Below are 12,557 nucleotides of genomic sequence, written 5' to 3'. Positions count from 1 at the left end.
CGAAGTCACTCCTTTGCAAAATTGCACACAGCTTCATATCTGCCGCATCTGCGGTCAAGAGCGTTGGAATGGACCCGGGCGGCGCGACGCAGTACCAATCCGGGCCAGATGCAGATGCAGCAGGGAGTCGAGACCATGAGTGAATTGAGCGACAAAGTGGTGATGATCACCGGCGCCAGCCGCGGCATCGGCGAAGCGGCGGCGCGCGAATTTGCAGCGCAGGGCGCCAGGCTGGCGCTGCTCGCCCGCTCCGGCGACCGGATCGCTGAACTGGCCGACGAGATCGGTGAGACCGCGCTTGCCATCCGCTGCGACGTCGCCCGCCAGGATCAGGTCGATGCGGCGCTGGCCAGGGTGCTGGACCGGTTCGGCGGCCTCGATGTGCTGATCGGCAACGCCGGGGTGATCGCCCCGATCGGCCGGATCGAGGACACCGACCCGGCAGCCTGGGGCCAGCTCATCGACGTCAATCTCAAGGGGGTCTATCACGGCATGCGCGCCGCGATTCCGGTGATGACCAGGGCCGGTGGCGGCAGCATCCTCACCATCTCCTCCGGCGCCGCGCATGGCCCGATGGAGGGCTGGAGCGCCTATTGCGCCTCCAAGGCCGGGGCGGCGATGCTCACCCGTGCCGCGCATCTGGAAAACGCCCAGTCCGGGCTGCGGGTGATGGGCCTGTCGCCGGGCACCGTCGCCACCCAGATGCAGCGCGACATCAAGGCCAGCGGCATCAACCCGGTGTCAAAGCTCGACTGGCAGGATCACATCCCCGCCGACTGGCCGGCCCGGGCGCTGGCCTGGATGTGCACCAAGGCCGCCGACGATTGCCTCGGCCAGGAGCTCTCGCTGCGCGACGAAACCCTGCGCCGCCGGATCGGATTGATCGCCTAACCCCGCAACCGCCCCCCCCCCGCTTCCTCTGGTCCAAAATATCCCGGGGGTGAGACCGCAGGTCGAGGGGGCCGCGCCCCCTGGGCCGCAAGGCCCCGGACGGGCTGGCCTCGATGGCCAGACTGGCCGCCGTCCCCCGTGCGGCCGCCTTGCCTCCAGCCAAGGGCTGGCGCATGACGGGCCTCGACCACCGCCCAACCCAAGTTATCTCGGCCCAAACCAAGCCAACCCAAGCCAAGGGGCAAGCCATGCCATCATCCGAACCGATCCGCGCCCTGGTCATCGGGGCTGGCCCCGCCGGGCTAATGGCGGCAGAGGCGCTGGCCGCTGCCGGGCTGGCTCCGCTGATCACCGAACAGATGCCGACCCCGGGGCGCAAGCTGCTGATGGCCGGAAAATCCGGGCTGAACCTGACCAAATCCGAATCCCCCGAAGCGTTTCGCGCCGCCTTTGGCCCGACCCTGCCCGCTGCGCTGGCCACCGCGCTGGCGGATTTCCCACCCAATCAGATCGCCGCCTGGGCCGAGGCGCTGGAGCAACCGCTGTTCACCGGCTCGACCGGGCGGGTGTTTCCCCGGGCGATGAAAGCCTCACCGCTCTTGCGCGCCTGGCTGGCCCGCCTGTCGGCCAGCGGCGCGACCCTGCGCCGCCGCTGGCGCTGGACCGGTCAGGACGGGCAGATCCATCAATTCGACACGCCCGAGGGCCCGCGCCAGATCGAGGCGGAGGTCGCAGTGCTGGCCTTCGGCGGCGCCAGCTGGGCGCGGCTCGGCTCGGACGGCGCCTGGGCGGCGGCGTTCCCTGACGCTCAACGCCGCGCCTTTGCCCCGGCCAATGCGGCGCTGCGGATCGCCTGGTCCGATCATATGCGCCCGTTCTTTGGCCAGCCGGTCAAGGCGGTGGCCCTCAGCGCCGGGACCATCACCTCGCGCGGCGAAAGCGTGATCTCGGCGGCAGGGCTCGAGGGCGGCGGCGTCTACGCGCTCACCCCGGCCTTGCGGGCGGGCGCGCCGCTCAGCCTCGATCTGTTCCCTGACCGCAGCCTTGATGACATCCGCGCCCGTCTGCAGCGACGGCGGCAGGGCGACAGCCTCTCGACCCATCTGCGCCGGACGCTGAAGCTCGCGCCGATCCTGCGCGCCCTGCTGATGGAATGGGGGCGGCCGATGCCCGATGATCTGGCGCCGCTGCTGAAGGCGTTGCCGGTGCCTGTGGCCGGTCTGGCGCCGCTGGATCAGGCGATTTCCAGCGCCGGGGGCCTGCGCTTTGACGCGCTGACCCCGGATCTGATGCTCACCGACCGCCCCGGCACCTTCGCCGCCGGTGAAATGCTGGATTGGGAGGCGCCGACCGGGGGCTATCTGCTCAGCGCCTGTCTGGCCACCGGCCAGCGGGCCGGGCGCGCCGCTGCAGCCTATGCGCTTGGTGGACAATCCCGCCCGGCGTCGCAATAATCACCAAAACTGGGGAGCTGACATGGCCGAGACGATGCGCGCAATCGAGATTTCCAAGCCCGGCGGGCCCGAGGTTCTGCAGCCGGTCAACCGCCCGATGCCAGTGCCGCGCGCCGGTGAGGTGCTGATCCGGGTTGCCTATGCCGGGGTCAACCGCCCCGATGCGCTGCAACGCGCCGGCAATTACGCCCCGCCCCCCGGCGCCAGCGACCTGCCCGGGCTCGAGGCCTCGGGCGAGATTGCCGCCATTGGCCCAAATGTCAGTGAATGGGCGGTCGGCGATCAAGTCTGTGCGCTGTTGCCGGGTGGTGGCTATGCCGAATATGTCACCACCCCCGCCGCCCATTGCCTGCCGGTGCCCGAGGGCTTTTCGATGGCCCAGGCCGCCTGCCTGCCCGAAACTTTCTACACCGTCTGGTCCAATGTCTTCATGCGCGGCGGGCTGAAGGCGGGTGAGAAATTCCTGGTGCATGGCGGGTCCTCCGGCATTGGCACCACCGCGATCCAGCTCGCCCGCGCCTTTGGCGCACGAGTGTTTACCACCGCCGGGTCGGATGAGAAATGCCGCGCCTGCGTGGCGCTGGGGGCCGAGCGGGCGATCAATTACCGCGATCAGGATTTCGTCGAGGCGCTAAAGGACGAGGGCGGGGTCGATCTGATCCTCGACATGGTCGGCGGCGATTACATTGCGCGCAATATCAAGGCCCTGGCCGAAGACGGGCGGATGGTCCACATCGCCTTTCTGCAAGGCCCCAAGGCCGAGGTGAATTTTGCCCTGATCATGGTCAAGCGGCTGACAATCACCGGTTCGACCCTGCGCCCGCAATCCGACCTCGCCAAGGCCCGAATCGCCGATCAGCTGCGCGAACTGGTCTGGCCGAAATTGGGGCCCGACCGGATCGCCCCGGTGATCGACAGCACCTTTCCGATGGACCGGGCCGCCGACGCCCATGCAAGGATGGAAAGCAGCGCCCATATCGGCAAGATCGTGTTGAAGATCGGCGACTGATCCGCCAGCCGTCGCGCGTCAAAGCTCGACCCGGTGCTTATCCGGCGCGCCCTCGGCGCCCGGACTTGCAGCCTCCCGGGGGCCGGGCAGAAAACGTTCGGTATAGACCCCCGTTGGAGATGGCCCTGTCGACCGCGTCGCATCGCCGTCGATGAGGCTGTTGGCCGGGGTCAGCACCTCGTCCTCGCCGTAAAACGGCTGGGCCAGCCAACCGCTCTGCCTGACCCGGTCATTTGACGCCGGGTGGGTCTTAGTGGCGGCAGGCTGGCAGTCCCAGCAGACCCGCAGGATATGTCGCCAAATTTGAACCTTCGTGCTGTTTTTCGCTAACGAATGGCGTCAAACAGGGCATCCCTCAGGCTGCAATCGCGGATCACATCCGCCCCGCAGCGGCGCGATTCCAAACTGCGGGTCAGGCAGATTCGCACCTCCTGAATCCGCCCGGCCTTGCAGGTGACGGTCACCATATCGGCCCGCAGATCGGGATTGACCTCAAGAAACGCGTCTTCGACCACCTTGGCCGGCAGGGTCACGTCGCGGGTCAACGCGCGTAACACCGGCGGGCGGTTTACCCTGTCATAGGCCAGCCGGGCGAGGTCGAAATAGCTGTTGGCCGCCAACCCGCTGCAGCGCCCGTGTTTCTGCCATTGATACCAGGCCACCCCGGGGGCGCCCATGATATCGGCCATCGCCGCAGTTCGGCCCCAGCTCGGTCCGCTGTGGACGGTCGAGCACTGGCTGGGGTAGCCGCGCTCATATTGCGGCCAGAGCCCGTGCAGAACCCAGCCGAAATCGGCCTCCTCATCGCATTGCGGCGAGGATCGCGCCCGGCCCTCCAGCGCGCACCAGGTTGGCGACCAGCTGAGCGACAGCAGATAGTAATCAAACACCCCGGCCTTTTCACCCTCGGCCCGCAGCGGGGTGGCCAGTGTCAGAGCCAAGGAAACAAGGGTCGCGATCAGTTTATGCATTCGGGCTTTCCAACTGGTATCGTCCCGACTATATAACCGCCAAGTTCCCCGACAACGGAAACCTGCACCGAAGGCCGGTGCCGCCTGATTCAGGCGCCGGGGAAGATGTGCCGCATGTTGCGGCGAGACATAGAAGGAGCGCCTGCAATGAGCAAACCGATCATGGCCAAAGCCACCGCAGTCTGGCTGGTGGACAACACGACGATTACGTTCAAACAGATCGCCGATTTCGTTGGTCTGCACGAGTTGGAAGTTCAGGGCATCGCCGATGGCGACGTCGCCGCAGGCGTCAAGGGCTTTGACCCGATCACCAACAACCAGCTGACCCAGGAAGAGATCGACGCGGCCGAAAAAAGCCCGACGCATGTGCTCAAGCTGAAGTTCAACTCGGCCGCCGTAGGCGAGGAAAAACGCCGTGGTCCGCGCTATACGCCATTGTCCAAACGTCAGGATCGCCCGAACGCGATCCTCTGGCTGGTGAAGTTCCACCCCGAGCTGACCGATGGCCAGATTTCGAAACTGGTCGGGACCACCAAGCCGACGATCCAGTCGATCCGCGAGCGGACCCATTGGAACATCTCGAACATGCAGCCGATCGACCCGGTGGCTCTGGGCCTGTGCAAACAAACCGAACTGGACTCTTCGGTGCAGAAAGCCGCCAGCAAGAAGGCCGCCGACGGCACCCCGATGACCGATGACGAACGCCGCAAGCTGCTGTCGACCGAACAGAGCCTTGGCATGGATGCCGAGCCGCGGATTCCGACCGCCATCGAAGGGCTGGAAACCTTTTCGCTGTCCACCGATCTCGGTGAGGACACGGAAAAGAAAGAAGATTTCCGCGACGCCGAAAGCTTCTTCAACCTGCCCGGCAAATCGGATGACGACGACGAGGATGACGAAGAGGACGATCGTCGCGGGCGTTGATCGCCCGGGCGGGGTGATCCCTGCACTTTTGCAACTTCGCGGCCCGTCCGGCACCACCGGGCGGGCCGTTGCCGTTCTGGCAGCTGTCATTCTGGTTGGCCCCGCGCCAAGAGCCGCAAAAAAATCCGCTCCATTTTCGGCGGATCTGGCCGGTTCAGGTTGAGACTTGCGCAAGACCCGCACGGCCCGGTCGGCGGCGTCGGGGCGCTTACTTTGCGAGAAGGAACATACCGGGGTCTGCATCTTCCGCCACCAGATCGACCCGGCCAAAAGGGAACAATTGGCCGAATATACCCGCAACCGGGCCGAGGCGATTCCGCGTTGCGGGGTCGATCTGACCGGCTATTATCAGCCGCACGAAGCTGCCATCACCTGGCCTATGGCATCTACGACAGCGAAAGCCTCGCCGCCTATGAGGCCTGAAAGATGCGGCTGGCGGCGGATCCGCAGGGACGCGAAAATTTCGAATTCGCCCAGCCCGAAGGCCTTATCATCCGCGAGGACCGCACCTTCCTCGAATGCATCCGTTGAAAGGCCGCCGCATGATTGCCGTGATGTTCAAAGCCATCCCCGCCGCAGGCCGCCGCGACGCCTATCTTGCCCAGGCCGCCCGGCTGCGCATCGCCACGGTCCTGCGCACCTATGGCCTGGAGGACCGGACAGAGGCACCGGCGGACAGCCGGGCCCGCCACGATGGGTGACGGGCGCGGGCGCGATTACGCCTTGCTCTGCCTGCTGGCGACGCTCTGGGGGTCCAGCTATCTGTTCCAGCGGATCGCGGTGCCGGAAATCCCGCCGCTGACCCTGGTCGCCGGGCGGGTCACCGGCGGCGCGCTGCTGCTGCTGGCGGTGATGGCGGCGCGCGGTGTCCGGTTGCCGCGCGGGCGGCGGATCTGGGCGCTGCTGGCGGTGCAATCGGTGCTCAATGCCTCGGGCGCCTGGGTGCTTCTGGCCTGGGGGCTGCAATTCGTGCCCTCGGCCCTGGCCACGGTGCTGAATTCGACCTCACCGCTCTGGGTCTTTGTCTTTATCCTGCTGATCACCCGGGCGCGGGGCGCCAGCCGGGCGCATCTGGCGGGCACCATCACCGGGCTGGCTGGCGTGGTGCTGATCGTCGGCCCGGCGGCGCTCCACGGGCTGGGGGCCGAAGTTCTGGGCCAGATCGCCTGTGTGCTCGGCACCATGATCTATGCGCTGGCGACCTTCTGGGGGCGCCGCTTTGCCGGGGTGCCGCCGCTGGCGGTGGCCTCGGGCACGATGATCTGCGCCGCACTCACCCTCTGGCCGCTGGCCTTCGTCTTTGAAGCACCGCTGAGGCTGTCGCCCGCGCCGCTGGCACTCGGCGCCTGGGCAATGCTGGCGTTGTTCTGCACCGGGATTGCCCTGTTGATCTATTTCCACCTGCTGACCCGGCTTGGCCCCTTGGGCGTTGCCAGCCAGGCCTATCTCAGGCAGGCGGTCGGGGTGGGCTTAGGCATGCTGGTGCTGGGCGAGCGCCCGGATACGATGGTTTTCGCCGGGGTGGCGCTGGCGGTGGTCGGGGTGATCCTGGTGAACCGCCCCCTTCCACCCGCGCCGCGCGCGTGACATCCTGAGGCCGGGTTCGAAAGGGGCGGCGCATGCATATCGCAGTGATCGGGCGCGGATTGATCGGGTCGGCGGCGGCGCGACATCTGGCCAAAGCCGGGGTCGAGGTGACGCTGATCGGGCCGGATGAACCGACGGATCGCGCCGCACATCGCGGCGTCTTTGCCAGTCATTACGACGAGGGGCGGATCACCCGCGGCCTCGATCCCTGGCCGTTCTGGAGCCGGGTCAGCCGCGCCTCGATCAGTCGCTACGCCGAGATCGCAAGCGAAAGCGGCATCGACTTTTTCACCGAGGTCGGATCGCTGATGGCCGGGCCCGAGACCAGCCGCCCGATGCAGCAATTGCAGGCGGTGCGGGATCGCGACGGCATCGATTGCCAGACCTACCGTGACGCGGATCTGGCTGCGGCATTCCCCTATTTTGCCTTTCCACCCGGCACCATCGCCCTGCATGAGCCACGCCGCGCCGGGCATATCAGCCCGCGCCGTCTGGTGCTGGCGCAGGGCATCGCCGCCGAACGCGCCGGGGCGCGGATCCTGCGGACCGAGGCCACCGGGATCGACGAGGTCAGCCCCGGGGTGCGCATCGCCACCGGTCTCGGCGAGGTGTGCGCCGACCGGGTGCTGGTGGCGGCGGGCGGGTTTTCCAACCTGCTGCTGAACAACGCGCTGGATCTGGCGGTCTACGCCCGCACCGTCGCCCTGCTGCGGATCAGCCCGGCCGAGGCGCGCCGCCTCAGCCCCCAGCCGAGCCTGATCTATCTGCATCCGAACGGCGAAGATCCCTATCTGCTGCCGCCGATCCCTTATCCGGACGGGCAATATTATCTGAAGATGGGCGGCGACCCGGTGGACCTGCCGCTGCGCGGTGAAGAGATCGGCGATTGGTTCCGCAGCGATGGCAGCACCGAGGTCGCCGCCGCGCTGGAGCAGATGCTGCGCGCCCGGATGCCCGGCGTGGCACTCGAGGCCCGCCAGACAATGCCCTGCGTCACCAGCTATGCGCCGGAGAATATCGCCACGATCCGCAGCCTGTCGCAGCGGGTCAGTGTCGCCGTCGCCGGCTGCGGGCGCGGCGCGAAATGTTCCGATGAGCTGGGGCGGCTCGGTGCGGAGGTGGTGCAGGGGCACGCCCTGCCCGCCTGGGCGCTGGAGGCGGCGGTGGTTTGAGGGGGCCGGTCTGTTTGAGGGGGCCGGGCTATAGCGGGCCGGTCTGTAGGGGGCTGTCTGCCCCCTCTTGGGCCTTTGGCCCAATTCACCCCAGAGGATATTTTGGACCAGAGGAAGCGGGGGACAATTTTAGTCAAATTGTCTTGCGGGCTTTCAGAGCGGCCGAGATGGTGCCGTCGTCGAGGTAATCCAATTCCCCCCCGATCGGCACGCCCTGGGCCAGCGAGGTCAGCCGCACCTGACCGTCAAGCTGGTCGGCGATGTAATGGGCGGTGGTCTGGCCGTCGACGGTGGCGTTGAGGGCGAGGATCACCTCGCTGATGTTTTCTTCGGCAACCCGTTGGATCAGCTTTGGAATGCGCAACTCATCGGGGCCGATGGCGGCCAGCGCCGACAGGGTGCCGCCAAGCACATGATAGCGACCGCGAAAAGCGCCGCCACGCTCCATCGCCCAGAGGTCCGCGACATCTTCGACCACGCAGAGTTCACCGATGGCGCGTTTTTCGTTGGCGCAGAGGTCGCAGAGGTCAGCCGAGCCGAGATTGCCGCAGGTGACGCATTCCCGCACATTGGCGCCGACCCGCTGCAACAGAGCAGTCAGCGGGTTCAGCACCAGCGCCTTTTTGCGGATCATGTGTAGCACCGCGCGCCGGGCCGAGCGCGGTCCGAGGCCGGGCAGCCGGGCCATCATCTCGATCAGATCGTCGATGTCGCGGGTCGAACTCATAGAATGCCCCCGACGAACGGCAGCACGGTCACCACGACCCACACCAGCCATGCCCCGAAGATCACCCGTGCCACCCCTGCCCGCCCAAGCGCGGCGGCCTGTTCAGCAGAGAACAGAAACAGCCCCATCAGAACGGAAACTTGATGTCCTTGGGCAGGCCCATGCCTTCGGTCAGGGCGTTCATCTCGTCCTGGGATTTCTGGCTGGCCTTGGTCTGTGCGTCCTTGATCGCGGCGAGGATCAGATCCTCGACCACTTCCTTTTCCTCCGGGTTGAAGATCGACGGGTCGATATCCAGCCCGCGCAATTCGCCCTTGGCGGTGCAGGTTGCCTTGACCAGCCCGGCACCCGAGCTGCCCTCGACGATCATCTCGCGCATCTGCTCTTGCAAATCGGCCATCTTTTGCTGCAATTCCTGTGCGGATTTCAGCATATTGGCCATGTCGCCCATCTGTCCGAGGCCTTTGAACATGGTGTCTCTCCTGTCACGTTGCGGCGGGATCGCCGCCGATTCAATTTCTCTGCCGCACATGGCGGCGCCGTGGCAAACAATCAAGCCGGATCAGTCTTCTTCAAACGGATCCCATTCGTCCTCGACCTCGGGCAGGGCCTCGGCCTCAGCCTCGGCGGCGATATCCGCAGCGGTGCGGATGCTGACGATCTCGGCCTTGGGAAAGGCCGACAGCACCGCCTGCACCATCGGATGATCCTCGGCCTGGGTTCTCAGCGCCCGCGCCTTGGCGTCGCGCCGTTCGGCAATGGTTTCTGCGCCGCCCTCATTGACCACGCTGATCGCCCAGCGGTTGCCGGTCCAGAGCTGCAGCCGCTGGCCCAGCCGCTGCGCCAGATCCGGCGGCGCCGCCTGGGTGGGAACGAATTCGATGCGACCGGGCTGGTAGGCGACCAGGCGCAGGGTGGTTTCCAGCTCGACCAGCAGCTTGACGTCACGATTGGCACGGACCAGTTCAAGCACATGGTCGAATGTGGGAAACCGAGCCAGTGCCTGATCGACAGCCAGCGCCTGGGCCGCGCCAGCGCTGTGGTGCTGGGCGATCGGGGCGCCGGTGCTGGCGCTGGCGGCGGGCGCCATGGCGGTTCGGCCAGCAGAGGCCGACCCGCCGCCGCCGGATCCCGCATTGCCGCCGCCAGGCCCCGGCGGGGGTGGCGTGTCCTGCAAGCGGCGGACCAGATCCTCGGGGCTGGGCAGATCGGCGACATGGGTCAGCCGGATCACCGCCATCTCGGCGGCCATCATCGCATTCGGCGCGGCGGCGACCTCTTCCAGCGCTTTCAGCAGCATCTGCCACATCCGGGTCAGCACCCGCATCGGCAGGCGCGTTGCCAGATCCTGACCGCGCGCCCGTTCATCCGGGCCAATGGTCGGATCATCCGCCGCCTCGGGGGTGATCTGAACCACCGAAATCCAATGGGTGATCTCGGCCAGATCCCGCAGCACCGCCATCGGATCGGCGCCTTCGGCATATTGCGATGACAATTCGTGCAGCGCGGCCGCCGCGTCGCCGCGCATCACCATCTCGAACAGGTCGAGCACCCGGCCCCGGTCGGCCAGACCCAGCATCGCGCGAATCTGATCGGCGGTGGTTTCGCCGGCACCGTGGCTGATCGCCTGATCCAGCAGCGAGGTGGCATCGCGGGCGGAGCCTTCGGCGGCGCGGGTGATCAGCGACAACGCATCATCGGTGATCGTCGCGTTTTCGGCATCGGCGATGCGGCGCAGCATCGCGATCATCACCTCGGGCTCGATCCGGCGCAGATCAAAGCGCTGGCAGCGCGACAGCACGGTGACCGGCACCTTGCGGATCTCGGTGGTGGCAAAGATGAACTTCACATGCGCCGGCGGTTCCTCAAGCGTCTTCAGCAGCGCATTGAAGGCGCTGGTGCTGAGCATGTGCACTTCGTCGATGATGTAGATCTTGTAGCGGGCCGAGGCGGCGCGGTAATGCACCGAATCGATGATCTCGCGAATGTCGCCGACCCCGGTGTGCGAGGCGGCGTCCATTTCCAGCACATCGACATGGCGGCCTTCCATGATCGCCACGCAGTTTTCGCATTGCCCGCAGGGATCGGTGGTCGGGCCGCCCTGGCCGTCGACACCGATGCAGTTCATCCCCTTGGCGATGATCCGCGCGGTGGTGGTCTTACCGGTGCCGCGAATCCCGGTCATGATGAAGGCCTGCGCAATCCGATCGGCCTTGAAGGCGTTTTTCAGGGTGCGCACCATCGCATCCTGGCCGACAAGATCGACAAAGGTTTCAGGCCGGTATTTCCGGGCCAGCACCTGATAGGCGGGCGTTTCGGTGGTGCTCATTGGGTCCCCGTGCTGATCCGCGTCAACCTAATCGTCGGGACGCGCGAGGTCCAGCGCAACGGCACCGCCGATGACTTGCCATCGCCGGTCTGCCGCCCTATATCACCGATTGAGAGGTTGGCGCGGGCAGGCACCTCGCCAACCCGGTCAGATCCGGAAGGAAGCAGCCGTAACGAGCCCCGCTTGGGTCGTTGTCCAGCCTCTCACCCCAGGGTTTCCGCCAAGCGGAAACCTGCCGCCCGACAGAGCGGATCGCCCGGCGATCTGCGGAATCGGGCCAGCGCCTTCAAGTGCCGCCCCACACCGCTCAACAAGAATGCGCGCCTGGATCGAAGATCCATTGCCCCGGGCCCGGCCATGGCGCTAAATTGACCGCCATGATCTGCGCGCACCCCTTACTCCAATGACCAACGACCCGCTCAGCCTGCGCGACCTCGGCTGGTCGAACTATTTCCTGTCGCAACTTGATCTGGACGAGCTGGAAAGCCAGACCCCCGCCCGGGTGTCCGAGGTGATGCGCGACCGGGTCACCGCCCTGACCGAGGCTGGACCGCTGAGCCTGGTCTTTCCCGGCGATGCCTCGGCCGGGGATTACGCGGTCGGCGACTGGGTTCTGGCCGAGGGCAGCCGGGTGGTGCGGCGGCTGGATCGCAAGACCGAAATGACCCGCCGCGCCTCTGGCCCCGAGGCAAGGGCACAGCTGATCGCCGCAAATATCGACACTTTGTTCGTCACCACCTCTTGCAATGACGATTTCAACCTGCCGCGGCTCGAACGGGCGCTGGCGCTGGCCTATGAGGCCGGGGTTGAACCGGTGATCCTGCTGACCAAGGCCGATCTGGCCGACCCGGACCCTTATGTTGAACAGGCCCGCAGCGCCGCGCGGGATATCGAGGTCATCGCCCTGAACGCCAAATCCGACGCGGCCGCCGCGCAATTGACCCATCATTGCGGGCCGGGCAAGACCGTGGCGCTGATCGGCATGTCGGGCACCGGCAAATCCACCCTGACCAATGCGCTCTGCGGCATCGACACCGCCACCGGCGCGATCCGCGAGGATGACGCGCGCGGGCGCCACACCACGACGGCGCGCGCGCTGCACCGCTGTCTGGCGGGCGGCTGGCTGATCGACACGCCGGGGATGCGGGAAATGGGGGTGTTTGACGCGGCGATGGGCATCGACGCGGTGTTTTCCGAAATCACCGAACTGGCCGAAACCTGCCGGTTCCGCGACTGCGCCCATGAGGGCGAACCGGGCTGTGCGGTGCAGGCGGCGATTGCGGCAGGCGATCTCGACCCGGCACGGCTGACCCGCTGGCGCAAGCTGAAGGCCGAGGATCGTCAGGCCAGCGCCTCGGTCGCCGAGGGGCGGGCCCGCGACAAGCGGTTGTCACGTCATTACAACCGCACCCAGGCGGCCGGGCGGCGGAGCAAGACCAGCGACGACGTGTAAGAACAGGCCAGGTCCAGGGGGGCGACAGCTATGCCCAGAG

13 protein-coding genes and 1 other RNA gene are annotated in these 12,557 nt (G+C 66.7%); 9 read left to right on the top strand and 5 right to left on the bottom strand.

Features of this window, described 5'->3' with window-relative positions:
- Positions 1-135 precede the first annotated feature (135 nt).
- The 3 genes from P1U48_RS06900 to P1U48_RS06890 all read left to right on the top strand — a co-directional run bounded on the left by P1U48_RS06900 (position 136) and on the right by P1U48_RS06890 (position 3,354).
- Entirely contained in the window at positions 136-891 is a 756-nt protein-coding gene (locus P1U48_RS06900) for an SDR family oxidoreductase (protein WP_301068302.1), read from the top strand.
- Positions 892-1,139: 248 nt separating this feature from the next.
- A complete protein-coding gene (locus P1U48_RS06895) occupies positions 1,140-2,345 on the top strand; it encodes a TIGR03862 family flavoprotein (protein ID WP_301068202.1) in 1,206 nt (401 codons plus the stop codon).
- Between the two features lie 22 nt (positions 2,346-2,367).
- Positions 2,368-3,354, top strand: a complete 987-nt coding sequence (locus P1U48_RS06890) for an NAD(P)H-quinone oxidoreductase (protein WP_301068201.1) — start codon at positions 2,368-2,370, stop codon at positions 3,352-3,354.
- Between the two features lie 326 nt (positions 3,355-3,680).
- On the opposite strand, the gene P1U48_RS06885 is transcribed toward P1U48_RS06890, so the two are convergent.
- Positions 3,681-4,325, bottom strand: coding sequence for a ribonuclease T2 (locus P1U48_RS06885; protein WP_301068200.1), 645 nt, complete (start codon positions 4,323-4,325; stop codon positions 3,681-3,683).
- A gap of 147 nt (positions 4,326-4,472) precedes the next feature.
- Between P1U48_RS06885 and P1U48_RS06880 the strand changes: the two genes are divergently transcribed.
- The 4 genes from P1U48_RS06880 (at position 4,473) to P1U48_RS06860 (ending at position 8,008) form a co-directional block, all read left to right on the top strand.
- Positions 4,473-5,249, top strand: coding sequence for a DUF1013 domain-containing protein (locus tag P1U48_RS06880; protein WP_301068199.1), 777 nt, complete (start codon positions 4,473-4,475; stop codon positions 5,247-5,249).
- Between the two features lie 554 nt (positions 5,250-5,803).
- Positions 5,804-5,950, top strand: a complete 147-nt coding sequence (locus P1U48_RS06870; protein ID WP_301068198.1) for a hypothetical protein — start codon at positions 5,804-5,806, stop codon at positions 5,948-5,950.
- A complete protein-coding gene (locus P1U48_RS06865; protein ID WP_301068197.1) occupies positions 5,943-6,836 on the top strand; it encodes a DMT family transporter in 894 nt (297 codons plus the stop codon). The genes P1U48_RS06870 and P1U48_RS06865 overlap by 8 nt, the downstream gene beginning before the upstream one ends.
- 32 nt (positions 6,837-6,868) lie before the next feature.
- Positions 6,869-8,008 carry an FAD-dependent oxidoreductase gene (locus P1U48_RS06860; protein ID WP_301068196.1) on the top strand — a complete coding sequence of 380 codons (1,140 nt, stop codon included), beginning with the start codon at positions 6,869-6,871 and terminating at the stop codon, positions 8,006-8,008.
- A gap of 133 nt (positions 8,009-8,141) precedes the next feature.
- Here the strand turns inward: P1U48_RS06860 and recR are convergent, their stop codons facing one another.
- The 4 genes from recR to P1U48_RS06840 all read right to left on the bottom strand — a co-directional run bounded on the left by recR (position 8,142) and on the right by P1U48_RS06840 (position 11,064).
- On the bottom strand, positions 8,142-8,735 hold the full coding sequence (recR, locus tag P1U48_RS06855) for a recombination mediator RecR (RefSeq protein WP_301068195.1): 594 nt from the start codon (positions 8,733-8,735) through the stop codon (positions 8,142-8,144).
- Complete coding sequence (locus P1U48_RS06850) at positions 8,732-8,863, bottom strand: hypothetical protein (protein WP_301068194.1); 132 nt, start codon at positions 8,861-8,863, stop codon at positions 8,732-8,734. Before P1U48_RS06850 ends, recR begins: the two co-directional genes overlap by 4 nt.
- Entirely contained in the window at positions 8,863-9,207 is a 345-nt protein-coding gene (locus P1U48_RS06845) for a YbaB/EbfC family nucleoid-associated protein (protein WP_301068193.1), read from the bottom strand. Before P1U48_RS06845 ends, P1U48_RS06850 begins: the two co-directional genes overlap by 1 nt.
- Before the next feature lie 90 nt (positions 9,208-9,297).
- A complete protein-coding gene (locus P1U48_RS06840; RefSeq protein ID WP_301068192.1) occupies positions 9,298-11,064 on the bottom strand; it encodes a DNA polymerase III subunit gamma/tau in 1,767 nt (588 codons plus the stop codon).
- A 110-nt stretch (positions 11,065-11,174) separates the two neighbouring features.
- Between P1U48_RS06840 and ffs the strand changes: the two genes are divergently transcribed.
- An RNA gene (gene ffs / locus P1U48_RS06835) (signal recognition particle sRNA small type) lies at positions 11,175-11,273 on the top strand.
- A 194-nt stretch (positions 11,274-11,467) separates the two neighbouring features.
- A complete protein-coding gene (gene rsgA / locus P1U48_RS06830; protein ID WP_301068191.1) occupies positions 11,468-12,517 on the top strand; it encodes a ribosome small subunit-dependent GTPase A in 1,050 nt (349 codons plus the stop codon).
- The last annotated feature ends 40 nt before the right edge of the window (positions 12,518-12,557 follow it).

This window comes from Pseudooceanicola sp., from assembly GCF_029213205.1.
Taxonomy (GTDB): Bacteria; Pseudomonadota; Alphaproteobacteria; order Rhodobacterales; family Rhodobacteraceae; genus Pseudooceanicola.
This window is presented reverse-complemented; position numbering and strand designations above follow the sequence as displayed.

Excerpts from the sequence above, each read along its gene's own strand:
- recR (WP_301068195.1), bottom strand. The coding sequence starts at position 8,735 with ATGAGTTCGACCCGCGACATCGACGATCTGATCGAGATGATGGCCCGG.
- P1U48_RS06840 (WP_301068192.1), bottom strand. The coding sequence starts at position 11,064 with ATGAGCACCACCGAAACGCCCGCCTATCAGGTGCTGGCCCGGAAATAC.
- P1U48_RS06850 (WP_301068194.1), bottom strand. The coding sequence starts at position 8,863 with ATGGGGCTGTTTCTGTTCTCTGCTGAACAGGCCGCCGCGCTTGGGCGG.
- P1U48_RS06890 (WP_301068201.1), top strand. The coding sequence starts at position 2,368 with ATGGCCGAGACGATGCGCGCAATCGAGATTTCCAAGCCCGGCGGGCCC.
- P1U48_RS06880 (WP_301068199.1), top strand. The coding sequence starts at position 4,473 with ATGAGCAAACCGATCATGGCCAAAGCCACCGCAGTCTGGCTGGTGGAC.
- P1U48_RS06860 (WP_301068196.1), top strand. The coding sequence starts at position 6,869 with ATGCATATCGCAGTGATCGGGCGCGGATTGATCGGGTCGGCGGCGGCG.
- P1U48_RS06845 (WP_301068193.1), bottom strand. The coding sequence starts at position 9,207 with ATGTTCAAAGGCCTCGGACAGATGGGCGACATGGCCAATATGCTGAAA.
- P1U48_RS06870 (WP_301068198.1), top strand. The coding sequence starts at position 5,804 with ATGTTCAAAGCCATCCCCGCCGCAGGCCGCCGCGACGCCTATCTTGCC.
- P1U48_RS06900 (WP_301068302.1), top strand. The coding sequence starts at position 136 with ATGAGTGAATTGAGCGACAAAGTGGTGATGATCACCGGCGCCAGCCGC.
- P1U48_RS06885 (WP_301068200.1), bottom strand. The coding sequence starts at position 4,325 with ATGCATAAACTGATCGCGACCCTTGTTTCCTTGGCTCTGACACTGGCC.
- rsgA (WP_301068191.1), top strand. The coding sequence starts at position 11,468 with ATGACCAACGACCCGCTCAGCCTGCGCGACCTCGGCTGGTCGAACTAT.
- P1U48_RS06865 (WP_301068197.1), top strand. The coding sequence starts at position 5,943 with ATGGGTGACGGGCGCGGGCGCGATTACGCCTTGCTCTGCCTGCTGGCG.
- P1U48_RS06895 (WP_301068202.1), top strand. The coding sequence starts at position 1,140 with ATGCCATCATCCGAACCGATCCGCGCCCTGGTCATCGGGGCTGGCCCC.